The organism is Mesorhizobium sp. M0037 (assembly GCF_040323635.1).
Classification (GTDB): Bacteria; Pseudomonadota; Alphaproteobacteria; order Rhizobiales; family Rhizobiaceae; genus Mesorhizobium.
The window spans coordinates 468298-492745 of record NZ_JAMYVB010000002.1 but is presented as its reverse complement, the minus strand read 5'-3'; the positions used below and the strand labels follow the sequence as shown (position 1 = coordinate 492745).

General features: G+C 64.4%; 25 protein-coding genes and 1 pseudogene. 10 read left to right on the top strand and 16 right to left on the bottom strand.

All coding sequences use genetic code 11. From position 1 onward, the window contains the following. Positions 1–15 precede the first annotated feature (15 nt). The 10 genes from NKJ78_RS06640 to NKJ78_RS06595 all read right to left on the bottom strand — a co-directional run bounded on the left by NKJ78_RS06640 (position 16) and on the right by NKJ78_RS06595 (position 9769). On the bottom strand, positions 16–930 hold the full coding sequence (locus NKJ78_RS06640; protein ID WP_023668170.1) for a sugar phosphate isomerase/epimerase family protein: 915 nt from the start codon (positions 928–930) through the stop codon (positions 16–18). A gap of 54 nt (positions 931–984) precedes the next feature. Further along, positions 985–2073, bottom strand: coding sequence for a Gfo/Idh/MocA family protein (locus tag NKJ78_RS06635; protein ID WP_352459560.1), 1089 nt, complete (start codon positions 2071–2073; stop codon positions 985–987). A 103-nt stretch (positions 2074–2176) separates the two neighbouring features. Next, positions 2177–3244, bottom strand: a complete 1068-nt coding sequence (locus NKJ78_RS06630) for an ABC transporter ATP-binding protein (protein ID WP_352459559.1) — start codon at positions 3242–3244, stop codon at positions 2177–2179. Then, entirely contained in the window at positions 3244–4032 is a 789-nt protein-coding gene (locus NKJ78_RS06625) for an ABC transporter permease (protein WP_352459558.1), read from the bottom strand. Before NKJ78_RS06625 ends, NKJ78_RS06630 begins: the two co-directional genes overlap by 1 nt. Next, positions 4032–4901 (bottom strand): ABC transporter permease, encoded by an 870-nt coding sequence (locus NKJ78_RS06620; protein ID WP_023690767.1) that lies wholly within the window; start codon positions 4899–4901, stop codon positions 4032–4034. The genes NKJ78_RS06625 and NKJ78_RS06620 overlap by 1 nt, the downstream gene beginning before the upstream one ends. Before the next feature lie 66 nt (positions 4902–4967). After that, on the bottom strand, positions 4968–6029 hold the full coding sequence (locus NKJ78_RS06615; RefSeq protein ID WP_023733149.1) for an ABC transporter substrate-binding protein: 1062 nt from the start codon (positions 6027–6029) through the stop codon (positions 4968–4970). 33 nt (positions 6030–6062) lie between these two features. Next, a complete protein-coding gene (locus tag NKJ78_RS06610; protein ID WP_352459557.1) occupies positions 6063–7037 on the bottom strand; it encodes a PfkB family carbohydrate kinase in 975 nt (324 codons plus the stop codon). Beyond that, positions 7034–8062, bottom strand: coding sequence for an ADP-ribosylglycohydrolase family protein (locus NKJ78_RS06605; RefSeq protein WP_352459556.1), 1029 nt, complete (start codon positions 8060–8062; stop codon positions 7034–7036). Before NKJ78_RS06605 ends, NKJ78_RS06610 begins: the two co-directional genes overlap by 4 nt. Positions 8063–8065: 3 nt before the next feature. Beyond that, a complete protein-coding gene (locus NKJ78_RS06600) occupies positions 8066–8791 on the bottom strand; it encodes a GntR family transcriptional regulator (RefSeq protein ID WP_023815836.1) in 726 nt (241 codons plus the stop codon). Positions 8792–8998: 207 nt separating this feature from the next. Then, positions 8999–9769, bottom strand: coding sequence for an IclR family transcriptional regulator domain-containing protein (locus NKJ78_RS06595; RefSeq protein WP_023739481.1), 771 nt, complete (start codon positions 9767–9769; stop codon positions 8999–9001). Between the two features lie 116 nt (positions 9770–9885). Here NKJ78_RS06595 and NKJ78_RS06590 point away from each other — a divergent pair, with 116 nt between their 5' ends. Genes NKJ78_RS06590 through pcaF form a run of 3 tightly spaced genes read left to right on the top strand, consistent with a single transcriptional unit; the run spans position 9886 to position 12735 of the window. Further along, positions 9886–10743, top strand: coding sequence for a CoA transferase subunit A (locus NKJ78_RS06590; RefSeq protein ID WP_023739482.1), 858 nt, complete (start codon positions 9886–9888; stop codon positions 10741–10743). Then, positions 10740–11528, top strand: a complete 789-nt coding sequence (locus tag NKJ78_RS06585; protein ID WP_023739483.1) for a CoA-transferase subunit beta — start codon at positions 10740–10742, stop codon at positions 11526–11528. Before NKJ78_RS06590 ends, NKJ78_RS06585 begins: the two co-directional genes overlap by 4 nt. A 1-nt stretch (position 11529) precedes the next feature. Further along, positions 11530–12735: a 3-oxoadipyl-CoA thiolase gene (pcaF, locus tag NKJ78_RS06580; protein ID WP_023739484.1), complete on the top strand. Its 1206-nt coding sequence runs from the start codon at positions 11530–11532 to the stop codon at positions 12733–12735. A 13-nt stretch (positions 12736–12748) separates the two neighbouring features. Here pcaF and pobA read toward each other — a convergent pair whose 3' ends face one another. Genes pobA through pcaD form a run of 6 tightly spaced genes read right to left on the bottom strand, consistent with a single transcriptional unit; the run spans position 12749 to position 17564 of the window. Then, positions 12749–13921, bottom strand: a complete 1173-nt coding sequence (gene pobA, locus NKJ78_RS06575) for a 4-hydroxybenzoate 3-monooxygenase (RefSeq protein WP_352459555.1) — start codon at positions 13919–13921, stop codon at positions 12749–12751. Further along, positions 13921–14973, bottom strand: a complete 1053-nt coding sequence (locus NKJ78_RS06570) for a 3-carboxy-cis,cis-muconate cycloisomerase (RefSeq protein ID WP_023739486.1) — start codon at positions 14971–14973, stop codon at positions 13921–13923. The genes pobA and NKJ78_RS06570 overlap by 1 nt, the downstream gene beginning before the upstream one ends. A 16-nt stretch (positions 14974–14989) precedes the next feature. Beyond that, entirely contained in the window at positions 14990–15604 is a 615-nt protein-coding gene (pcaG, locus tag NKJ78_RS06565) for a protocatechuate 3,4-dioxygenase subunit alpha (protein ID WP_023668155.1), read from the bottom strand. Then, entirely contained in the window at positions 15604–16359 is a 756-nt protein-coding gene (gene pcaH, locus NKJ78_RS06560; protein WP_352459554.1) for a protocatechuate 3,4-dioxygenase subunit beta, read from the bottom strand. Before pcaH ends, pcaG begins: the two co-directional genes overlap by 1 nt. After that, on the bottom strand, positions 16349–16762 hold the full coding sequence (gene pcaC / locus NKJ78_RS06555; protein WP_023668153.1) for a 4-carboxymuconolactone decarboxylase: 414 nt from the start codon (positions 16760–16762) through the stop codon (positions 16349–16351). The genes pcaH and pcaC overlap by 11 nt, the downstream gene beginning before the upstream one ends. After that, on the bottom strand, positions 16755–17564 hold the full coding sequence (gene pcaD / locus NKJ78_RS06550; protein ID WP_023712113.1) for a 3-oxoadipate enol-lactonase: 810 nt from the start codon (positions 17562–17564) through the stop codon (positions 16755–16757). Before pcaD ends, pcaC begins: the two co-directional genes overlap by 8 nt. A 92-nt stretch (positions 17565–17656) precedes the next feature. Here pcaD and pcaQ point away from each other — a divergent pair, with 92 nt between their 5' ends. From pcaQ to NKJ78_RS06515, 7 genes and pseudogenes are all read left to right on the top strand, one after another. Continuing rightward, on the top strand, positions 17657–18574 hold the full coding sequence (pcaQ, locus tag NKJ78_RS06545; RefSeq protein ID WP_023685275.1) for a pca operon transcription factor PcaQ: 918 nt from the start codon (positions 17657–17659) through the stop codon (positions 18572–18574). Positions 18575–18850: 276 nt separating this feature from the next. Continuing rightward, a complete protein-coding gene (locus NKJ78_RS06540) occupies positions 18851–20149 on the top strand; it encodes an ABC transporter substrate-binding protein (protein ID WP_023739488.1) in 1299 nt (432 codons plus the stop codon). 23 nt (positions 20150–20172) lie between these two features. Then, positions 20173–20913: an ABC transporter ATP-binding protein gene (locus NKJ78_RS06535; RefSeq protein WP_352459553.1), complete on the top strand. Its 741-nt coding sequence runs from the start codon at positions 20173–20175 to the stop codon at positions 20911–20913. Beyond that, positions 20910–21638, top strand: coding sequence for an ABC transporter ATP-binding protein (locus NKJ78_RS06530; protein ID WP_023696244.1), 729 nt, complete (start codon positions 20910–20912; stop codon positions 21636–21638). The genes NKJ78_RS06535 and NKJ78_RS06530 overlap by 4 nt, the downstream gene beginning before the upstream one ends. Beyond that, entirely contained in the window at positions 21635–22531 is an 897-nt protein-coding gene (locus NKJ78_RS06525; protein WP_023729446.1) for a branched-chain amino acid ABC transporter permease, read from the top strand. Before NKJ78_RS06530 ends, NKJ78_RS06525 begins: the two co-directional genes overlap by 4 nt. After that, positions 22528–23592 (top strand): branched-chain amino acid ABC transporter permease, encoded by a 1065-nt coding sequence (locus NKJ78_RS06520; protein WP_352459552.1) that lies wholly within the window; start codon positions 22528–22530, stop codon positions 23590–23592. Before NKJ78_RS06525 ends, NKJ78_RS06520 begins: the two co-directional genes overlap by 4 nt. Positions 23593–23594: 2 nt before the next feature. Next, positions 23595–24379 (top strand): annotated as a pseudogene (locus NKJ78_RS06515) (coniferyl-alcohol dehydrogenase). Positions 24380–24448: the final 69 nt, after the last annotated feature.

The window sequence follows — 24448 nt, the reverse complement described above, 5'->3', positions numbered from 1 at the left end:
CGTCTCGCCCCGCCCTTAGAGACCGTTGGCGCGGAATTTCCCGTCGAGGAATGTCTTTGCGCGCGGCACGTCGTCCTCGGTCAGATGCTCGATGATGACTGGGATGTTCGGGTGCTTTTCGCTGAGCCGCTTCAGATAGAGGTCGTAGTTGAGCGAGCCGAGACCGGGCGCCGGCAATTCGATCTCGCCGACGCCGCGGAAGGTCAGCCCCTCATGCGCATCCGCATCGCCGATATCGGCATGCTTTTCCGTCTTGTCGCTGCCGGAGCGTTTCACATCCTTGGCATGCGCGATCCGGATCTTGTCGGCAAGCGTGTCGAACACCTGGTTCAGCACCTGGTCCATGCGGTCGATATTGTGCGCCTCGAAATAATTGGTCGGATCCATCAGCAGGCCGAGGCCCGGATGGTCGACCTGCGCGAACATTTTGACCGTCTCCTCGACCGAACCGACGACATTGTTGACATAGGTTTCGAGCAGGAACACCGCGCCATGGTCGTAAGCCGTCTGGGCAAGATCCGAGATCACCTTGCGGCATTCCTCGAAGCCTTCCTCGGTCTTGTTTTTGGGATGATGCACCCAGTCGGATTCGGTGTTGTAGGTGCCGGTCTCCGAGATCACGTAGGGCGAGCCGAAGTCCCGCGCATTGCGGATGATTTCCTTGAGATAGCCGACGCGCTTCTCGCGCTCGGATTTGTCGGGATGGATGATGTTGGTGTAGCCCGAGATGCAGCAGACCGGCAGATTGTGGTCGCGAAACGTGTCGCGCACTGTCCTTGCCTTGTCCCCGGTGATCTGCCCGGCCGTGAGATCGACATCCCTGAAATGCATGTCGAGCTGCACTGTGTTGAAGCCGAGTGCACGGATGCGGCGGGCGGCCTCCGCGAGCTCATAGGGGAAATAGCCGGTGAAGATACCTGCCTGCATCATGATGTGAACTCCTCCCGGTAAGCGATTCAGCCGCCACACTATTCGGCGGCATGTTCAGTCGATCGATATCTCGGACAGTTTGACGGTGCGGCCTTGCGCCATCGAGCGGTAGCCCGCCTCGACCAGTGCCATTGTCTTGACGTTATCGGCGACGGAGAGCGCCGGCGGCGCGCCTGTCTTCACCGCATGCTGCAATTGCTCCATCACGCCGATGAAGGCATGCGGGAACCACATCGTGTCCCAGCTCGGGCTGACCCATTCGCCGCCGGTCGTCTCGGTCGAGGCATAGGTCAGCGTCGAGGCCACGCCTTTCGGCCAGCCGATCGTGCCTTTGGCGACACCCTTGGTGCCGTCGACGCGCCAGTTGATGTGCTGGTCGTCCAGATAGCCCTCCTGGCGCGGTCCGGACCAGACATCCTCCAGCGACACGGCGAGCACGCCGGAGGGAAAGCGCAGCGTCGAGACGGTGATGCCGTCGCTATGCTCGAATGTAGTGCGCGGGTCCTTGCGTGTCAGCGTGGCGATTTCCGACGGATCGCCGAACAGGAAGCGCAGCACGTCGAGATGATGCACGCTCATATTGGCGAGCGTCAGCCGGTCGTAGTCCTGAAGGAAAGTCTGCCAGTGCGGGATCGCATGCATGTCGATCTGCGCAAAGACGATGTCGCCCAGTGCGCCGCTGTCGATGATCTGCTTCAGGACGCGCATCGACTGGTCGTAGCGCATGTTCTGGTTGACCGAGAGGATCTTGCCGGACTTTGCGGCTTCGTCGCGCAGTTTCACGGCTTCATCGACCGACAGCGCCAGCGGCTTCTGCGCCAGGATCGCCTTGATGTGAGGCTGCTTCAGCGCATGGCGGATCAATGCCGGCTGCTGGTCGGGTGGAAAGGCAAGGTCGACGATCTCGATCTCGGGATTCTCGATCAGTTGTTCCGGCGTGTCGTGGACGGTCGGAATGCTCCAGCGTGCAGCTACCTTCTCGGCGCTGGCCTTGGTGCGCGAAGCGATGGCAACGACTGGGAAACCGGCCTGCGCATAGGCGGCAAGATGGCATTCGGCCATGATCATGCCGGCGCCGATGCAGCCGATCCGGTATTCGCTGGCGCGAACCCTTACATCCGGCTCGAAACCCTGGCCTGCCATCCATTCCTCCCTTGGACGACAGGATATAACGCCATGGCCGGCCCATCAGCCAAGGTCCGCTCCATCAATTCCCATCAGAACCATGACGGGGTGACGGTGCGAACTAGTTTGCGGCAATCAGCACGGTGCTTTCCGGCGACCAGCTGAGCACCACATCCTGGCCCTCGGCCAGCCGGTCATTGCCGGTATTCTGGACGATGACCTTCAGCGTCTGGCCGGCGCGCTCGACGAAATAGGTGCTGTTGTTGCCGGCGAAGATGCGCTGGGAGACCTGGCCCTTCAGCGCGTTGGCATTGGCCGCATCCGCAACCCCGGCAGCGGTGGCGATACGAATGCGTTCGGGTCGCACCGCGCAGCTCGCCTTCGCGCCGGCGGCAAGCCTGTCGCCTACGCCGGCAACGATCGCCGTGCCGTCAGGCAGGCGGATGCCGTCGCCGGTCGCATCGCCACGAAAAATGTTTGCGTCGCCAAGGAAGGTGGCGGCGAACTCGCTCTTCGGTCGGTCATAGATCTCCTCCGGCGGCCCCTCCTGCGCGAGCCTGCCATCGCGCAGGATGCCGATGCGGTCGCTCATCGTCAGCGCCTCTTCCTGGTCGTGGGTGACGAAGATGGTGGTGATGCCGATCTCGCGCTGGATGCGCTTCAGCTCGATCTGCATGTCGACGCGCAGCGCCTTGTCGAGCGCGCCGAGCGGCTCGTCGAGCAGCAGCACGCGCGGCTTGGTGACGATGGCGCGTGCCAGCGCCACACGCTGGCGTTGGCCACCGGAGAGCTGGTGCGGGCGGCGCTCGCCGAGCTTGCCGAGTTGGACGAGATCGAGCGCGCGCTGCACTTCAGTGGCGATCGTCGCTTTCGTTTCGCCGCGCACCGACAGGCCGAAGGCGACATTATCGGCGACGCTCATATTGGGAAACAGCGCATAGTTCTGGAACACCATGCCGATGCGTCGCTTTTCGACCGGCACGCGTTCCACACTCTCACCGCCAATGGTGATGCGGCCAGTATCGGGAAAGTCGAAGCCGGCGATCTGGCGCAGCAGCGTGGTCTTGCCGCTGCCCGAGGGGCCAAGCAGCCCATAGAAACCGCCATCGGCGAAATCGATGGAGACGTCGTCCAGCGCCTTGTGCGCGCCAAAACTGCGGGAGACGTTCGATACCTGCACGCCGGCCATTATTTCTCTCCGCCGAATTTGAAGAACCGCGCCGTGAGCAGCATCAGCGCCATCGACACGACGATGATGATGGTCGAGACCGCGTTGATCTCGGGCGTGAACCCCTTGCGGATCGCGGCGTAGATTTCGACCGGCAGCGTCGTCTGGCCCGGCGTCGCCAGGAAGTAGGAGACGACGAACTGGTCGAACGACACGGCAAATGCGAACAAGCCGCCGGCAATGACGCCGGGCATGATCCACGGCAGCGTCACACGCCTCGTCACTTGCCACTGGTTGGCGCCGAGCGAGCGCGCCGCCTCTTCCAGCTCCGGTGCAAAAGTCTGCAGCCGGGCCGAGACGACGACGATGACATAGGGCAGCGCCAGCGCCACATGGCCGAGCAGGATGGCGAACAGGCCGCGGCCAATGCCGACGCCGAAGAAGAAGATCAGCATCGCCGTGCCGGTGATCAGCCACGGAATGGCGATTGGCGGAAACAGCAGCGCCTGCAGAACTTTCTTGCCGCGGAAATCATAGCGGAACAGCGCTAGCGAAGCGGCCGAGCCAAGCACCACTGAGATGAGCGTGGTGATGACCGCGATCTCGAGGCTGTTCCAGGTGGCCGCGATCAGCTGGTCGTTCTGCCAGAGCGAGGCATACCATTCCGTCGTCCATTCGAACGGCAATTGGTAGAAGGGCGAGACGTTGAACGACATCAGCGCCATGATGATGATCGGCAGATAGAGGAAGGCGAGCAGCAGTCCGATGTAGAAGCGGCCTACTCCTTCGAGGATGCGGGTCGTCATCATCAAGCAGCCCTCCGCAGCACCGGCGAGGCAACCGCCAGGATCACCAGCACCACCGCCAGCAGGATGAAGGAAAGCGCCGCCCCCAGCGGCCAGTTGAAGACGGCGACGAACTGGTCCTCGATCACCGTGCCGTAGAACGTGCCGGTGCGGCCGCCGAGAATGCGCGGCTCCATGAACGAGCCGACGACCGGCACGAAGATCAGTGCCGCACCTGCCACTAGGCCGGGCATCGACAGCGGGATGATCACCCGCTTCAGCACCTGCAGCCGCGAGGCGCCGAGCGAGCGCCCGGCCTCGATCAGCGAGTCGTCGATGGCCTGCAAAGTGAGGTAACAGGTCAGCACCATATAGGGCACGTAGGAGTGCACTAGGCCGATGATGACTGCGGGGTAGGAATACATCAGGTCGATGTTGATCTTGAACGGCAGCACGGCGTTGAGCGCCGTGTCGAGGATGCCGCCCTCGCGCAGCACCATCGCCCAGGAGAAGATGCGCACCAGCCCGTTCGACCAGAACGGCAGGATGACCAGCAGGAAAATCGCCTCGCGGCTGCGCCCCTTCAGCACCTTGGCCAATACATAGGCTGCGGGATAACCGATGACGACGCACCACAAAGTCACTTCGAGGCCGAGCCGCAGCGAAGCGAGCAGCAGCGTCAGGTACAGGCTCTGCGAGAAGAAGGCGGCGTAATTGCCAAGGGTGAAGGCCCACGGCTTTCCCGACAGCGGCAGGTCGGTCATGAAGGAGAAGAACACCATGGCCGAGAGCGGCAGGAAGATCGCCACCGTCAGCCAGAGATAGGCCGGCGCCAGCAGCGGCAGGGCCGATCTCAGCCCGCTGCGCGACGCGACCGCACCCTGTACTGCCATGATACCCTCCTCCCCAGGATTGAAGGGCCAGCCGGCGCCAACCGCCGGCTGGTCCGGACGTGAGCGTTACTTCACGTCGACCTTGAGCTGCTGCCACAGCGCCAGATAGGCCTCGCGCTGCGCGTCGGTGATCGGCGCCTGGAACTGGATGCGCTTGGCCACCTCGGGATCGCCCATCACCTTGCGGTTGAAGGAGTCTTCAGGCAGCGCTTCCACCGCCTTGGTGTTGGCCGACACCGGCGCGCCGACCTTGGTGACCCATTCGACATAGAATTTCGGATCGATCATCCAGTTGATGAAGGCCTGCGCACCTTCGACATTCTTCGAGCCCACCGGGATCGAGAACGCGTCGAGCCAGGCGACGGCGCCTTCCTGCGGAACGACCAGCGAGACCGGCAGCTTGAAGTGGGTCTTGGCGCGATCGGCCGAGCCGCTCCAATAGGTGCCGATGTCGATCTGGTTGGAGGCGACCATCTGGTTCCAGTCGTTCTCCGAGCTCCAGAAAGTCTTGATCTGCGGCATCAGCGAGGTCAGCTTGGTCTTGACCGCGTCCATATCCTTGATGTCGTTGATGTTCTGGCCGGTGGCGATGGCGCCGAACTGCACCGCTTCGACAGCGTCGTCGCGAATGACGACCCGGCCCTTATGCGCTGGGTCCCACATTTCGGCGATCGAGGTCGGTGGCTTGTCGAAAGACTTTTCGTTGATAGCCAGCGCCGTCAGGCCCCACACCCACGGCACGCCATAGACCTTGCCGTCATGGTCGAGCATCGGCGATTGCGCCTTGTCCTTGCTGATGTCGGCATAGTTCGGCAGCTTGGAGGTATCGATCGGCTGGATCAGCTTTTCCGCCATCGCCTGATCGTTGAAGGCGGCGTTGATCATGACCACGTCATAGAGGCCCGGATTGGTGCGGATCTTGGTCAGCATTTCCTGTTCGGAATTGAAGAAGTCGTTGACGACCTTGTTGCCGGTCGCCTTTTCGAAGGCTTCGATCGCCCACGGCTCGTCGGCGCCGTAGCCCTTCCAGTTGAGCACATGCACTTCGGCGGCACTGGCGGCCAGCGTGAGCGCGGAGGTGATGACGGCGGTCGCCGTCAGCAGGGCAGTCAGTCTTGGCATGCGCATGTTCGTTCCTCTCTTGTTTGCCCGCTTGGCGGGTCAGGCTGTCTGATGGGCCTTCTGGTTCTGGCCCGGCGCGCCCGTCGCGGCCTGGCTCAGGAAAGTCTGGATCTCGCTGTCGGTCGGCGCCGATGAGCCGCCATGGCGGGTGACGGAAAGTGCTGCCGCCGCATTGGCATAGCGCGCCGCCTCGAAGGGATGCACGCCGCGCGAGAGTGCACTGACGAAACCGCCGATATGGGTGTCGCCAGCGCCATTGGTGTCGATGGCATCGACCTTGAAGCCGGCAATGGTCTGCGTCTCGCCATTGACCAACCTCACGAAACAGCCCTTGGCGCCGGCGCGGATAACGACGCCTTCGGCCTTTGGGCAGTGGTCGGCGAGCAGCCGGGCGGCGAGTGCCTCGACATCGCCTTGCCCAGCGATCTCGACCGCTTCCGTCATGTTGCAGCTCAGCCATGTCGTACGGGCAAGCACCCGCGACAGGATGGGACGTGGGATATCCGCGATGACCGGCGTTGGATCGAAAACGAAGGGAATGTTTTCTGGCAGTGCCTCGATCCAGTCGGTCAGCGCGTCGCGGCTGCCGGAATAGCTCAGCGTATAGCCCGACGTGAACACCCAATCATCAGGCGCGACCACCACGGGCCTCATCATCTCGAGGCTGAGAATGCTCTCCGCACCGGGCCACGACACGAAGGTGCGCTCGGCATCCCCGGAGATCATGGCGACGCAATTGCCGCTGTCCATGACCGGCGATGGCGACGTCAGCGTTATGATGCCTTCGGCCGCAAACGCGGCGCGCAAAAAATCGCCATTCGGTCCGCTGCCGAGCTGGCCGCCGAACACCACCGTCATGCCGGTGCGGCTGGCCGCGACCATCATGTTGAAGCCGCCGCCGGCGACCTGCGCAAAGCTCGACGCGGTCTTCTCGCAGCCCGGCGCCGGCAAGGCGTCGATGCGGTAGACATGGTCGACGACGGCGCTGCCGATATGGACCAGACGCCCGCTCATGCCGCGGCATCCTTGCTGGCCTTTGCCGTGCGCGCCGCGACGAGGTCTTCGGCAAGCGAGCGCACCTCCCCCATATTTATGCCGACGAGCCCGGCAATGTGTTGTTGCGGCAGTTGCGAAAAGCCGACGCAGGCGCCGGCCATGCCTGAGGCAATCGCGCCGATCGTGTCGGTGTCGCCGCCGAGATTGGCGCTGATGATTGCCGCTTGCCAGGGATCGCCCTGCGCGACTTCAAGCACGGCGAAAGCTGCCGGCACGGACTCCTGGCTGGCCACACCGGTGCCGACGAGATCGGTGATGAGCCCGATCGCATCCCGCATCGTCTTGCCGCGCACAAGGTCCTGCGCCCAGACGATGCGCGCGGCGATGTCGCCGCCAGTCACCCAATGTCCGAGCTTAGCCCCTCGCCTAGCCGCTGCGACGGCACTGTCGGAAGCAGCGCGCCAGTCGCCGCCGGCAACGCCACGGCTGACACCGGCAGCGACGGCAGCGGCCGAAGCAATGGCAATCGACGTGTTATGCGTGGCACGGCAGGTCTCGGCCACCTTGGCGACGAAAGCGTCGAGCGGTTCCAGCGGCATCATGATGCCGACCGGCGCGATGCGCATGGCCGCGCCATTGGTGTCGCCGCGGCTTCCCGCCTCTTCCGCCGGCACGCCGTCATTGATGGCGTCGATGGCGCGTTTGGTCGACGGTCCCAGCAGATCGTAGCTGCCGCGCGCCTTGACCTCGCGCTCCCAGTCGAGCAGCGCGTTGACCCAGCGCGCATGGTCGAAGCGGTCGCCGGATTCGACCAGAATGCGGCCGAGCAGCAGCGCCTGTTCGGTGTCGTCGGTGACGGTGCCGGCCACGAGCCCCTTCGACACCGGATGGTCGGCGAAGGGCGCCACGAAATCCTCGACATGGCCGTATAGCTCGGCGATCCGCGCCGGCGACAGAAGCTGTGTCGGCATGCCGAGCGCATCGCCCAGCGCGCCCCCGACAAGCGCGCCCATGGCGCGATCGAGAATGGTGCTGTCTGGCATCGCTCAAAACCTCATATGCAGCGCGAAATGCGCCGGGTTGAGCAGGCTGGTGACATATTCGATCGGCCGGTCGTCAGCCGCACGCGTCAGCCGGCGTCCGCGCAGGAACGGCGTGCCTTGCGGGCAGCCGAGGATGGCGGCGTCTTCGGCGTTGAGCATCTCGATGCCGACCCATTCCTCGCCATGGTCTGGAATGAGACCGGCGGCTCGCAGCGTCTGGTGGAGCGAGCCTTCGCGCAGACCACGCAGCGGCACGTCCTCCAGTTCGGGCGACAGCGGCAGGCGGCTGCGTTCGATGGAGATCGCATGGCCGTCGCTGGCATTGGTGCGCACCCGGTCGACGGCGATGAAGAACGGGCTTTCGATGCCAAGCAGCGCGGCAAGATCGGCATCCTCGATCACTTCAAGCCGCAGCGTCCGGGTCTCGGCATTGGCGCCGGCATTGGCAAGCGCCCGCGACCAGCCAATGCTGTCATCGACCGGCTTGCCGTCGAAAGTGACGAAGGAGCCGATGCCGACCTTGGTGGTGATCAGCCCACGGCTGGACAGCTCCTCGAGGCCCTTGCGGACCGTGTTGCGGCTGACGGAAAAGCGCTGGACGAGTTCGTTCTCGCTTTGCAGGCGGTCGCCGAAGCCAAGCACGCCGGAGCGGATCTCATGTTCGAGAACGGTGGCGATCTGCTCGGGCTTGCCCGTGCCGGGAGACAGTTGAACCGCGCGCCGCTTCATAAGGGTACCTGTTCAATAAACCTGTATAGTCCTGTTCAATATTGGAGTTGAAGGGCGACGTCAACGATATATTTGGATTCACGCATATGCGTTGTGCTCAGGTGCCCCAGGGCATCGTTTGTTCGCATGGCGACGCTAACCGCGTAGGGCGTCCCGTCTCCGAGACAGAGCGGGGGCAGCGCTTCCCTCAGGCGATTAGCCTTGCGCTCACACGAAGAAAAATTCCTCAATCTGTTGCTTGGCCGTCCGCAGCGCTGGCAGGATATCCCGCTCCATCGCCTCGACGGAGAACCGCGCCGACTGCGCCGAGACGTTGATCGCCGCCACGGTCTTGCCTGCGCGGTCACAGATAGGCACCGCGATCGAGCGCAGGCCAAGCTCCAGCTCTTCATCGACGACGGCAAAGCCACCCGCCCTCGCCGCGTCGATGGCCTTGGCCAGCGCGGTGCGGCTGGTGATCGTCTTCGGCGTCCGCCGTTCGATCTTGGCTTCTGCAAGGAAGGCCTTCAACTCATCCGCGCCCAGCCCCGACAGCAGGACGCGCCCCATCGAGGTGCAATGCGCCGGCAGCCTGGTGCCGACATCGAGCGAAACACTGAGGATGCGGCGGCCGGGAATGCGCGCGACATAGACGACATCCTCGCCTGACAGCACCGCAGCGTTGCAGGCCTCGTCGAATTGGCCCGCGACGTCGCGCATGATGGATGCCGCGAATGTCCACAGCGAGGCGCCGCCGAGCCAAGAGCGCACGATGGCGAGCAGGCGCGGCGACAGCGAAAACTGCCGGCCGGATTGCGTGGCATAGCCGGTGGCGGTCAGCGTCAGCAGGAAGCGACGCGCGCCGGCGCGGGTCAGCCCCGCCTCCTCCGCCATTTCGGTCAGCGTCATCCCGGCCGGATGCCGGGCCAGTATCTCCATGACTGCAAGGCCGCGCTCCAGCGAGCCGACATGGTCGCGCGTCTTTGCCTTGTCCTCCATGCGGCCTCCGCAAGACAATGCGCCGCCTTGACTCGTCTCGGCGGCGCGATGTAAAAATATCTCATACAAAACAAATGTTCGCAATACGAACTTTTTGAACTTCGGAGTTCTTGGCGATGGTCAATTTCCTGCCGCTCAAACAGGCCGTGGCTGAGAACCTGCATGATGGCGATACGGTCGCCTTCGAAGGCTTCACGCATCTGATCCCGACGGCGGCGGCGCATGAGGCCATCCGCCAGAGCTTTCGCGACCTGACGCTCATCCGCATGACCCCCGACCTGATCTACGACCAGATGATCGGCATGGGCATGGCCAAGAAGATCATCTTCTCCTATGTCGGCAATCCCGGCGTCGGCCTGCTGCGCCGCGCCCGCGACGCCATCGAGAACGGCTTCCCCCGGTCGATCGAGATCGAGGAGCACAGCCATGCCGGCATGGCCAACGCCTACGAGGCGGGAGCTGCCGGCCTGCCTTGCGCGGTGTTCCGCGGCTATCGCGGCGCCGGGCTGGCGGCAGTCAATCCCAACATCCGCTCGGTCACCTGCCCGTTCACCGGCGAGGTGCTTGCCGCCGTTCCTTCCATCCGACCGGACGTGACCTTCATCCACGCTCAGAAGGCCGACAAAAAAGGCAATGTTCTGGTCGAAGGCATTATCGGCATCCAGAAGGAAGCGGTGCTCGCGGCCAAGCGCGCCGTGGTGACGGTAGAGGAAGTCGTCGACGATTTCGACGACCTGCATCCCAACCTCACCGTGCTGCCGCGCTGGACCATCGCTGCGATCTCGGTGGTATCAGGCGGTTCGCATCCCTCCTACACGCACGGCTACTATGCCAGGGACAACGCCGCCTATCTCGAATGGGACGACATCGCCGCCGACCGTGAAAAATTCCAGACCTGGATGCAGGCCAATGTCCTCGATCGCACGGCGGACGATTTCGCCGGCCGCGTAAAGCATCTGAGGAGCGCGGGATGAGCGGCTTTACTCCCAATGAGATGATGACGATTGCCGCCAGCCGAGCCCTGAAAAACGACGATGTCTGCTTCGTCGGCATTGGCGCGCCGTCAGCCGCCTGCAACGTCGCGCGGCTGACGCATGCGCCCGACATCACGCTGATCTATGAAAGTGGCACCATCGGCACCGCGCCCGATGTTTTGCCGCTGTCGATCGGTGACGGCGAACTTTGCGATACCGCCGTCACGACCGTCTCGGTGCCGGAGATGTTTCGTTACTGGCTGCAGGGCGGCCGCATTTCGATCGGTTTCCTCGGTGCCGCCCAGCTCGACAAGTTCGGCAACATCAACACCACCATCATCGGCGACTATGCGCATCCCAAGACCCGCCTGCCCGGCGGCGGCGGCGCGCCGGAGATCGCCACCTCGTCGAAGGAGATCTACATCACCATGGCGCAGTCCAAGCGCGGCATGGTCGAGAAGATCGACTTCTTCACCTCCTTCGGCCATGGCGATGGGGGCGATCACCGCCAGCGCCTAGGCATCGACACCGCTGGACCGACGCTGCTGATCACCGACCTCGCCATCTGGAAGCCCGACCCGATGAGCAAGGAATTCACCGTGGTGTCGTTGCATCCCGGCGCAACGCGGCTTGAGGTGCAGGACAGCTGTGGCTGGATCGTAAAGTTCGCCGAGGCGCTTGACGAAACGCCGGCGCCGACGGAACTCGAGCTGACGACATTGCGCGACCTGCAGGCCCGCACCAAGGCGGCGCATGAGGGAAGCGGAAAAGAAAAGGCCGCATGACATGACCGAGGCATTCATCTGCGATTACATCCGCACCCCGATCGGCCGTTTCGGCGGCTCGCTGTCGTCGGTGCGGGCCGACGATCTTGGCGCCATCCCGCTGAAGGCGCTGGTCGAGCGCAATGCCGGCATCGACTGGCAGGCTGTCGACGACGTCGTCTATGGCTGCGCCAATCAGGCCGGCGAGGACAACCGCAATGTAGCCCGCATGTCGCTGCTCCTGGCCGGACTGCCGAAGGAAATTTCAGGCTCGACCGTCAATCGCCTCTGCGGGTCCGGCATGGACGCGCTCACCATTGCCGCCCGCGCCATCAAGGCGGGCGAAGCCGAGTTGATGATCGCCGGCGGCGTCGAATCGATGAGCCGCGCGCCCTTCGTCATACCCAAGGCCGAGACCGCCTTTTCACGCCATGCCGAGATCCATGACACCACCATCGGCTGGCGCTTCATCAACCCGCTGATGAAGAAACAATATGGCGTCGATTCCATGCCGGAGACCGGCGAGAACGTCGCCGAGGATTTTTCAGTGTCGCGCGCCGACCAGGACGCCTTTGCCGTGCGCAGCCAGGACAAGGCCGTCGCGGCACAGGCCAATGGCCGGCTGGCGAAGGAGATTACCCCGGTGACGATCCCGCAGAAAAAGGGCGACGCGATTATCGTATCGAAGGATGAGCATCCGCGCGCCGGCACCACGGTCGAGTCGCTGGCCAAATTGCCGACGCCGTTCCGGCAAGGTGGCACGGTGACCGCCGGCAACGCATCGGGCGTCAACGATGGCGCGGCGGCGCTGATCATCGCCTCCGAAGCGGCTGTGAAAAAATACGGCCTGACGCCAATCGCCCGCGTTCTCGGCGGCGCTGCTGCCGGCGTGGCGCCGCGCATCATGGGCATCGGCCCTGCCCCGGCGACACAAAAGCTCTGCGCTCGCCTCGGCCTGACACCGCAGCAATTCGATGTCATCGAACTCAACGAAGCCTTCGCCTCCCAAGGCATCGCCGTGCTCCGCCAACTCGGCATCGCCGAGGATGCGGAGGACGTCAACCCCAATGGTGGCGCCATCGCACTTGGTCATCCCTTGGGCATGTCGGGCGCGCGTATCACTGGCACCGCGGCACTGGAACTGCGCGAGCGCAGCGCCCGCTATGCGCTGGCCACCATGTGCATCGGCGTCGGCCAGGGCATCGCGGTGGCGCTTGAACGGGTTTGAGTTTGCACCGCCCTTAATAGGGCAAACCGACATAGTTTTCAGCCAGCGCGGTCGACGCCGCTTGCGAATGCACGAGATAGTCGAGCTCGGCTTCCTGGATGCGCTGGCCGAACTCGCCCGTATCGGGAAAGCGGTGCAGCATCGTCGTCATCCACCAGGAGAAGCGCACCGCCTTCCACACCCGAGCCAGCGCTTTGGCTGAATAGGCGTCGAGCCCGGCCGGCGACTTGTCCAGATAGAATTCGCGAAACCCGGCAAAGAGATAGCGCACGTCGCTGGCGGCGAGGTTGAGCCCCTTGGCGCCCGTCGGCGGCACGATATGGGCGGCGTCGCCGACCAGGAACAGCCGGCCGAAGCGCATCGGTTCGGCTACGAAGGAGCGCAGCGGCGCGATCGATTTTTCGAAGGACGGGCCGGTAACGACGGCGGCTGCGGTCTGTTCCGGCAGGCGACTGCGCAACTCGTCCCAGAAGCGATCGTCGCTCCAGGACTCGACCTGTTCGTCAGCGGGGACCTGCACATAGTAGCGGCTGCGATGCGTCGACCGCATCGAGCATAGCGCAAAGCCCCGCTCATGGTTGGCGTAGACCAGTTCGTGATCGGCCGGCGGCACTTCGGCCAGCACGCCGAGCCAGCCGAAGGGATAGGTCCGCTCGAAGGTTTTCAGCGCCCGCCCAGGCGCCGATTTGCGGCTAACGCCGTGATAGCCGTCGCAGCCGGCGATGAAGTCGCAGTCGATGCGATGGCCGACGCCGTCCTTCCCGTAGGTGACGTAAGGCGCCTCGCCATCGAAACTATGCAGCGCGACGTTGGCCGCCTCATAGACGGTGGTCAGCCCGGCCGCCTCGCGCTTGTCCATCAGATCGTGCGTCACTTCGGTCTGGCCATAGACGGTGACATGCTTTCCCCCAGTCAGTGCCGTGAGGTCGAGCCGGTGCAGGCCGCCGCCGAAGGCAAGCGAGATGCCGGCATGCAGCAGGCCCTCGGCATGCAGCCTTGCAGCTGCGCCCGCCTCTTCGAGCAACTCGACGGTGCCTTGTTCGAGCACCCCTGCCCGCACCCGGCCAAGCACATGCTGCCGGCTCGAACGTTCGAGGATCACCGTCTCGACGCCAATGGTGCCGAGAAGCTGGCCAAGCAGCAGCCCGGACGGTCCGGAGCCGACAATGACGATCTTTGTGCGCATCAGTGTCCCAGGCTTTCGATCTGTCCGGCGAGTTCGGCGGCGAGCCGTAGCGCAGCCGCGGTCGCTATCGCCATTTGCGGCAAGAGCAGCCATTCCAGCGTCCAGGCAGCACCGGAGCGCTCCTGCTCATGCACCAGCGCCTGGTGCATGCCGGAAAGCTGGGTGGCGTTGAAGCGCGCCAGCGTCACCAGCACTTCCGCCTTCACCGGGTTCTGCTTGTGCGGCATGGCCGACGAGCCGCCGCCGCCGGACAGCTTGATGTCGGTTCCACCTTGCGCCATCAGCGCAACGTCCTGGCCGAACTTGCCGAGACTGCCGGTGATGAGCGATAGCAGCCCGGCGAATTCGGCCAGCGCATCGCGCTGGTTGTGCCATTGCGGCGCATCGCCAAGGCCAAGCTTTGCGGCAAGGGCGGCGCGCACTGCGGGGCCTTTGTCGCCGAGCTTTTCCAGCGTGCCGGCGGCGCCGCCGAATTGCACTACCAGCAGACCCTTGGATTGCTCCGAGAGTCTCTGCTGATGCCGTTGCAGCGGCGTGCGCCACACCGCCACGCGGTCCGACGCCTGAATTGGGATCGCCGGCTGCATGCGCGTAATCGCTGTCAATGCACGGCTGCCAAAACGTTCTTCCAGCCCCACCAGCCGCAAAATGTTCTCAGTCAGCAGCAGGTCGAGATGTTCAATGAGCCGGCGCAGCCGAAGAACCAGGCCAGTGTCGATGACGTCCTGGCTGGTTGCGCCGAAATGCACGCCGGCGTCGTGCGGCGCGCCGACCGCTGCCTTCAACTGGCGCACCAGTTCGGGCACGATCACGCCATCCTTCGCCACACCGGCCCGCAGCCGCGCGGTGTCCGGCTTGTATGACAACAGGACAGGTATAATCGCCGCGGCGGCATCCGTGCCGATAATCCCGCTTTCGGCTTCCGCTTGCGCCAGCGCGCGCTCGAAATCGAGCATGGCGGCGATTTCCCCATCCACCGAAAAATGCCGAGCCGCCTCCTCGTCGCCGAGCAGGCCGGAAAGCAGCGGATGGTCGAAGGGCGATACGGTCATGTGCTGGTTTCCTCCGTCAGCTGTCGAAGAAGACCGTTTCCTTCTCCCCCTGGAGATGGACGTCGAAAATATAGTCGTCGCCTTGCCGCTCGGCGATCAGCGTCGGCACGCGCACCTTGTGCTCGATGCGGGCCAGGATCGGATCCTCGGCATTGGCCTTGGCCTCATCGGAGAAATAGAGCCGCGTGTGGAGGCCGATATTGATGCCGCGGGCGACGATCCACAGGCTGATATGCGGCGCCATCAGCCGGCCGTCGCCATACGGCACGCGTCCCGGCTTGATCGTCTGAAAACTGCACAGGCCGGTTTCCATGTCGGTCGGCTGACGGCCCCAGCCCTGAAAATCCGGATCGGCATCGCCGCGCAATTCAGCCGGCGAATTGTAGAAGCCATTGGCATCCGCTTGCCAGATCTCGATCAACGCATCCCTGAGCGGCGTGCCGGTGCCGTCGAGCACGCGAATGCGCAAACCGATGCGGTCGCCCTTGGCGTTGTCGTTGAGCATCGTGGCGCCCAGGTCTGTCGGGTAGACGCCGCCGATACCGCCGAAATTCGGCGTCAGCCCGATATGCACGTAGGGCCCGGCGGTCTGCGACGGGCTCTCCTTCAGCCGGGTCAGCGATTGCGCCATCAATTGCCCTCCGGACGGTTTTCGAACAGCGAGGCGCGGCGTCCGCGCAACACGATGTCGAACTTGTAGGCGCGCGCGTCGAACGGGATCGTCGCCTGCATGTCGAGCGCGGCGACCAGCGTCTCAATCGCCGCCTTGTCGCGGATACCGCGCACGATCGGGCATCGCCAGATCAGCGGGTCGCCCTCGAAATACATCTGGGTGATCAGCCGCTGTGCGAAGCCGCGGCCGAACACCGAGAAATGGATGTGCGACGGCCGCCAGTCATTGGGCCCGTTCGGCCAGGGATAGGGACCTGGCTTCACCGTGCGAAAGGCATAACCGCCATCGGCATCGGTGATGGTGCGGCCGCAGCCGCCGAAATTCGGATCGAGCGGCGCGAGATAGCCGTCCTTCTTGTGGCGGTAGCGGCCGCCTGAATTGGCCTGCCAGAATTCGAGCAGCGCGCCTGAGACGCCCTGGCCGCGCTCGTCGAGCACGCGGCCATAGACGATGATACGCTCGCCGATGGCGCTCTCGCCGGGCTTTGCGAAATTGTGGATCAGGTCATTGTCGAGTTCGCCCAGCATGGCGTGGCCGAACACCGGACCGGTGATTTCCGACGCCGTGTTGTCGAAGGCCAGCAGCGCCTTTTGCGGCGAGCGCAGCACCGACGTCTTGTAGTCGGGCGTCAGCGCCGGCGGATGCCAGCCGCGGTCGCGCTGGAAGAAGGCTCCGCTCTCGGGCCTGCGGTTCGAGCCGGCATCAGCTGGCATGGCCAGCCCTGCTTCCGTCCATTTCCGAAAACACCTCCTTGGCGATCCTGAAGGCGCGGTTGGCGGCCGGCACGCCGGCATAGATCGCGACATGCAGGAACGCTTCGCAGATATCGTCGCGCGACGCACCGGTGTTGGCGGTGGCGCGCACATGCATGGCGACCTCTTCATCATGGCCAAGGGCGGCCAGCAGTGCCAGCGTCACGATCGAGCGTTCGCGCCTGCTGAAGCCCGGACGCGCCCACACAGTGCCCCAGGCTGCCTCGGTGATCAGCTCCTGGAACGGCCGGTCGAAATCGGTGACGGCATCCTCGCTGCGATCGACATGAGGGTCGCCGAGCACCGAGCGCCTGACGGTCAGCCCGGTTCGGTATCTGGTTTCGTTTTTGGGCAGTTCATCCATGGGTCTGCTTTCTCAGGGGAAGCGCCGCGACGAAATCGCGGATCAGGGTGGTCAGCGCCTCGGGCTGTTCGACGCAAGGGATGTGCGCGGCGTCACGAATGATTTCGAAATGTGCGCCTGGGATCAGATCGGCCAGCCAGCGGACGAGATCCGGCGGCGTCGAGCCGTCCTGGTCGCCAACGACGCAAAGCGTGGGCACCGCGATCGCCTGCGCAGCCTCGGTAAAATCGGCATCGCGCACCGCGGCGCAGGTGCCGACATAGCCGGCGACGGCTTGCCGGGTCATCATGTTCCAGTAGCCGTCGAGCTCGGCGACACGGTCCGCGTGGAAGGCAGGCGTAAACCACATTTTGAGCACGGCATCGGCGATGGCCTGGATGCCTTTGCTTTCGACCGTTTCGATGCGGGTGTTCCAGCTGTCGGCCGTGCCGATCTTGTGGGCGGTGTCGCACAGGATGAGGCCGTCGACGATTTCGGGGCGCCGGGCATAAAACCCTTGCGCAATCAGGCCGCCCACCGACAGGCCGCACAGCACCGCATTGTTCAGTTCGAAATGATCGATCAGGCCCGACAGATCATCGACATGCTCGTCGATCGAGCTGACGCCACCAATGTCGGACAGGCCATGGCCGCGCTTGTCGTAGACCAACACAGGCATTTCGCCACCCAGTTCGGACAACACCTCGTCCCAGATGCGGAAGTCGGTGCCCAGCGAATTGATGAACACGATCGGCCGCGCATTTCCCTTCGCCTTGATATGGCGATGGTGCAGCGTGATGCCGCCAATGTTGACGAATGGCACGATTTCGATCCTCCGTGTTCACATTGCACAAGGCATTTGGTTTGGTAAAATGATATTTTACGCCGTTTCATTAACTGCTAGGTTATGAGAACATGTCCGAAAGCCGCATAAGGTTCCGTCACCTGCAGGCATTCCTTGAGGTAGCGCGGCAAGGCAGCGTGGCGAGGGCGGCCGACTTTCTCCATGTCAGCCCACCGGCAGTGACCAAGACGTTGCGCGAACTGGAGGAGGCGCTTGGCATAGCTGTCGTCGAACGCGACGGCCGCGGCATCAGGGTGACGCGGCTTGGCGAAATCTTTCTCGGCCATGCGGGCACGGCGATCACGGCACTGAAGCGCGGCGTCGATTCCGTCCGCCAGGACGGCGCCATCAACCGGCATCCGATCCGCATCGGCGCGCTCCCGACAGTGTCGGCCAAGGTGATGCCACGCGCCATAAGCCTGTTCCTGAGTGAAAATACCGGTGCTGCGATCAAGATCGTCACCGGCGAGAACGCGGTCCTGCTGGAACAGTTGCGCGTCGGTGCGCTCGATCTCGTCGTCGGCCGGCTTGCGGCGCCGGAAAACATGACCGGCTTCTTCTTCGAGCATCTCTATTCCGAACCGGTGCTGTTCGTGGTGCGGGCCGGCCATCCGCTGCTGCAGCCGGGCCAGGACATCTTCGCCCGGCTCGATGAATTCCCGGTGCTGATGCCGACGCGGGAGTCGGTCATCCGCCCGTTCGTCGACCGCCTGTTCATCACCAACGGCATGACGGCGCCTGCGACCGAGATCGAGACCGTCTCGGATTCCTTCGGCCGTGCCTTCCTGCGCCAAAGCAATGCGGTCTGGATCATATCGACAGGTGTCGTCGCCAACGAACTCTCCAGCGGCGCCTTCGTCGCCTTGCCCGTCAACACCGAGGAAACCAAAGGGCCGGTCGGCCTGACGATGCGGACCGACACTGCGCCTTCGCCGGCCTTCACCATCCTGCTGCAGACCATTCGCGAGGCGGCCAGCCAGAACGCCTGAGCACCTTTCGCCAATCTGGCGCAGAGCGGGCCTTCAGCCGTATTTCCATAACCTGTTGGTTAACGAAACACCGCAAAATATCATTTTACCAAACCAAACACCTAGGGCACTGTGACGATGGGAGGATCGAAATCGTGCCGTTATCGGCATTGGCGGCGTTCCGCTGCCGCCTCAAGGCCTGCCGGGGCGATCTCCGATCTTAAGAACGGGCGGCATCGATTTTGAGCAGGCCGGCGGTGACCTCCAGGTGCCGTCAGGAAAGGGAGGAATACCAGCATGACCTCAAGCAAATCCGGCGTCTCGCGGCGCCAGTTCATCGCCACATCGCTCGCCGGCGGCGCGGCACTTGCGCTCAGCCGCGGCCAGGCCTTCGCGCAGGCCGCCGACACGCTGAAGGTCGGCTTTGTCAGCCCGCGCACCGGGCCGCTCGCGGGCTTCGGCCAGACCGACGGCTATGTGCTCGACCTCGCCCGCAAGGCGCTCGCCAACGGCCTCGACATCGGCGGCAAGAAATACAGTGTCGAGATCATCGACCAGGACACGCAATCCGACCCGTCCCGCGCCGGCCAGCTCGCCAAGGACCTCATCAACAACCAGGCCGTCGACCTGATGCTGGCGGTGTCGACGCCGGAGGTGATCAACCCGGTCGCCGACGCCTGCGAAGCCGCCGGCGTGCCTTGCCTCTCCACCGTCATGCCGTGGGAGGCCTGGTATTTCGGCCGCGGCGCCAAGCCCGGCGAACCCTCGCCGTTCAAATGGACCTATCATTTCGGCTTCGGCGTCGACGAGTTCTTCCGGACCTACATCTCGCAATGGAACCTGATCGAGACCAACAAGAAGGTCGGCGTCATGTATCCCAACGACGCCGACGGCAATGCCATCCGCACCCATCTGGCGCCGTTGCTGGCAAAGCAGGGTTTCACCATCGTCGATCCCGGCGCCTACGAGACCGGCACCACCGACTATTCCTCGCAGATCGCGCTGTTCAAGCAGGAAGGCGTCGAGATCTTCAACTCCTTCCCGATCCCGCCGGACTTCGCCGCCTTCTGGCGCCAGGCCGCGCAGCAAGGCCTGATCAAGCAGATCAAGATCTGCCAGGTCGCCAAGACCGGGCTGTTCCCGTCCGACATCGAGGCGCTCGGCGATCTCGGCAACAAGATTTCGAGCGCCGCTTACTGGCACAAGGCCTTCCCCTACAAGTCGCCGCTGACCGGCGTTTCGGGAACCGAACTGGCCGACGGCTATGAGGCCGCAAGCGGCAAGCAGTGGACGCAGCAGCTCGGCGCCTCGATGTCGCTGCTCGACGCCGGCTTCGAGGCGCTGAAGGCAAGCACCGACGCCAAGGACAAGGCGGCCGTCGCCAAGGCGCTGAGCACGCTCAACACCGAGACCATGATCGGCAAGGTCGACTTCACCAGCGGCCCGGTCGCCAATGTCTCTCCCGGCCCGATCATCGGCACCCAATGGGTGGCGGCCAAGGAAGGCGGCAAATTCCCGCTCGACTACGTCGTGACCGAGAACGCCACCGACCCGAAGGTTCCGGTCGAGGCCAAGCTCCAGCCGTATAACGGCTGACGGACGGCTACGGGGGTCGCATCGTGAACGGTTCAGCAAACGCCGCGATCCTCCGCGCTGCCGGCATCCAGAAACGCTTCGGCGCGCTGGTGGTGCTCGACGATGTCGACTTCGCCATGAATGCCGCTGAGGCCGTCGGCATCGTCGGCCCGAACGGCGCCGGCAAGACGACGCTGCTCAGCATCTTGTCAGGCGCCTTCCCGCCGAGCGCCGGCACGGTCGCCTTCAAGGGCGGCGACGTGACGGCGCTGCCGGCCACGGCGCGCTGTCGTCTCGGCCTGGTGCGCACGCACCAGGTGCCGAAACCGTTCAGCGGCATGACCACGTTCGAGAACGTTTTTGTTGCCGCGTCGCATGGCGCCGGTCTCGCCCGCGACGAGGCCTATGAAGAGGCGCTGGAGGCGCTGAAACTGTGCGGCATGATGGGCGTGGCCAACCGGCGCGCCGAAACGCTCGGCCTGCTCGACCGCAAGCGGCTGGAACTGGCCCGCGCGCTTGCCGCAAGGCCGACCCTGCTTCTGCTCGACGAGATCGGCGGCGGACTGACCGATGGCGAGGCGAGCGAACTCGTCGATACCATCAAGGAATTGCGCCGCCGCAAGATCGGCATCGTCTGGATCGAGCACATCGTCCACATCCTGCTGCAGGTGGCCGAGCGGCTGATCTGCATGGATGCCGGAAAGATCATTGCCGATGGCGAGCCGCAAGCCGTGATGGCCGATCCCGAAGTCGTGCGCGCCTATCTCGGTGGAGGCCCGAAATGAGCCTGCTCGCAATCGAGAATCTGGTCGTCCGCCACGGCCTGTTGCAGGCGGTGCGCGGTGTGAGCTTTACGATCGAGCGCCGCGAAACGCTGGCGCTGGTCGGCGCCAACGGCGCCGGCAAGACGACGCTGCTGCGGGCAATCGCCGGCGCGCATCAGCCGACTGCCGGCCGTGTGCTGCTGGACAGCGCCGACATCACCGGCGTGCCGTCGCACAAGCGCGTCGGCATGGGTGTGGCGCTGGTGCCGGAAGGACGAAAGCTGTTCGTGCAGATGACGGTCGAGGAGAACCTTCTGCTCGGCAAGACCGCCGGCCGGCCCGGCGACTGGAGCGTGGAAAGGGTGCTCGACACGTTCCCCAATCTGAAGCCGCGCCGCCACGCCAAGACCGGGCATCTCTCCGGTGGCGAGCAGCAGGCCACCGCCATCGGCCGCGCGTTGATGAGCAATCCGGAGCTGCTGCTGCTCGACGAGGTCTCGCTCGGCCTGTCGCCGCTGGTGGTCGATCGCGTCTACGCTTCGCTGCAAGGGCTGATCAGCTCCGGCACGACGATCATCCTGGTCGAACAGGACCTCAATCGCGCGCTCTCGGTCTCGGACAAGGTCATCTGCATGCTCGAAGGACGCGTCGCGCTGGAAGGCCCGAGCAAGGGCATGTCCCGCGATGAAGTGACGAAAGCCTATTTCGGCCTGCACAGAAAAAGCGCCGGGAGTGTGCCGGCATGAGCAACCAGATCGTCCAGGGCATCCTGCTCGGCGGCTACTACGCGCTGATCGCCTGCGGCCTCTCCTTCATGTTTTCGGTGATGCGCATCATCAACCTCGCGCATGGCAGCCTGGCCGTGTTTTCCGCCTACGCGCTGTGGTGGCTCGCCTCGCAATTCCATATCTCGCCCTTCGTCGGCCTGCTCATCGTGCTGCCGCTGATGGCGGCCATCGGCTGGGCGCTGCAGCGCTTCCTGCTCGAGCGCAGCGCCCGCGGAGGCGCGCTGCTGCCGATCCTGACCACGTTCGGCCTCGCCATCGTCATCGACAATGCGCTGTTCGAGCAGTTCGGCGCCGACACACGTTCGCTGGCGCCCTATATCGGCAGCCTCTCCTACGATTCCTGGGAATGGCCGGGCAGCATCTATGTCGGCAAGCTTGCCGTGATCATGTTCGCCGCCGCCGTCATATTGCTTGGCGGACTGCAGCTGTTCCTTACCAACACCAGGCTTGGCCGCTCGATCCGGGCCACGTCGGAAGATCCCGACACGGCCGGTCTCGTCGGCGTCGATGCGCGCCGCGCCAACGCCCTCGCCGCCGCCATCGCCATGGTCACGGTCGGTCTTGCCGGTGCCTTCCTCGGCATGCGCGCCACCTTCGATCCCTATACCGGCGCACCTCAATTGCTGTTCGCTTTCGAGGCGGCGGTGATCGGCGGCGCCGGTTCGCTATGGGGCACGCTGGTCGGCGGCATCGTTCTGGCGCTCGCCCAGACGCTCGGCGCGCAGATCCATCCGCAAGGTTTTCTGATCGGCGGCCATGTCGCCTTCCTGATCGTGCTGTTCATCCGGCTCTCCACCTCCGGCCTCGGCCTGCGCGGCCTGCTGCGCCTGCCCGCGAGGAAAGCATCATGAGCGCGGTTTTAAACGCCCCCGTTATCGAGCGCGGCACCTCCGCCTCGCGCATCTCGGCGATTGCGGTCGTCGTCATCATCGCGCTACTTGGCGTCGCGCCGCATTTCCTTTCGGCCGGCGCCGTCGACCGCGTGACCGCCTTGTTCATCTATGTGATCCTGGCGGCGATGTGGAACGCGCTGGCCGGCTTCGGCGGGCTGGTTTCGGTGGGACAGCAGGTGTTCTTCGGCCTCGGCGCCTATTTCACCATCCGCCTGGCCGATGCCGGCCTCAACCCGTTCGCTTCGCTGTTCGTCTCCGCGATCATTGTCGGCGCGATCTCCTGGCCGATGTCGCTGTTCATGCTGCGGCTCAGGAACGGCGAGTTCGCCATCGGCATGTGGGTGATCGCCGCGCTCACCCATCTCCTGGTCAATCTCGACCGGCTGGTGCAAGGCGAAACCGGGACGTCGCTGATCTCGCTCAACGTCTATGACGCCGGCGTCAGGCGGGCGACGATCTACTGGCTGGCGTTGGCCGCGATGACGGCGCTGCTCGCCACCCTGTTTAGCCTGCTGCGTGGCAGCACGGGTGCGGCCATCCGCGCCATCAGGGACAATGAGGAGGCCGCGGCATCGGTCGGCGTGCGCGTCACCGGAACCAAGCGGCTGCTCTTCGTGCTCGCCGCCTTCGGCATCGGCATGGCCGGCGCGCTGTGGTTGGCCACGTCGATCACCTTCCAGCCGAAAACCTACTTCAACGTCCAGTGGACCGCCTACATGATCTTCATGGTGCTGGTCGGCGGCATCGGCACCTTCGAGGGCGCCATTCTGGGTGCGCTGCTGTTCTTCCTCATCGAGACCTGGTTCGGCGGCACCGGCGTCTGGTATCTGATCGGCCTCGGCGCCACGGCGGTGCTGTTCTCGCTCTTCCTGCCGCGCGGCCTGTGGGGAACGCTGGAGGAGCGCTTTGGCCTGCGCCTGCTGCCGGTCGGCTATCGCGTCAGGCTCCCGCCAAACGCCGCAGATGGCGACGCGGCGCCCTCGCCGCAACAGGCCGCAACGCATCCAGAAAAGGCGTGACCATGCTGTTCGGCAAGACCACCTCATCACCGGTGTCGCCTCTGGTATCGGCGCTCGCACGGCCGAACTTGCCGGCCAACTGGGCGCTGACGTGATCGGCGTCGACGTGCGTGAACCGGCAGCATCGGCCGGCAGTTTCGTCAAGGCTGACATCTCATCCAAGGCCGGCGTCGACGATCTCCTCGGGCGCCTGCCGCAGCGCATCGATGCGCTCTGCAATGTCGCCGGCCTCCCCGGCAACACCGGTGCGGTGTCGACACTGGCCGTCAACTTCTACGGCCTGCGCGCGCTCTCGGAAGGCCTCGCACCCAGACTTCGTGAAGGCGGCGCCGTGGTCAACGTCGCCTCGATCGCCGGCTATGGCTGGCGCGCCAATCTCAACCGCGCGGCATCGATGGTCGGCATCGAAGGCTTTCCCGATGTGGCGGAGGTGGTCGCCGACCATCAGGTGAAGAACGAGGAAGGCTATTCCGTTTCCAAGGAGCTGCTGCTGTTGTGGACGCAGAGCGCCGCGCATCAGGACCTGTTCAGGAGCCGCGGCATCCGCGTCAATGCAGTGAGCCCCGGCCCGGTCGAGACGCCGATCCTCAAACAGTTCCGCAATGTGCTGGGCGACGCCCGCGTCGATAGCGACATCGCCCGTGTCGGCCGCGCCGGCACATCGGGCGACATCGCGCCTGTCGTGCTGTTCCTGTGCTCGGACGGCGCACGCTGGGTCAACGGCGCCAATGTGCCGGTTGACGGTGGGCTTGAAGCATCGATCAATGCCGAGGTGCTCGGCTTCTAGACCATCATCCCGAAAAGTGGGAGCCGATGTTCGGATAAGATCGTGGTCAATATAGAAAAGACGCTCCAC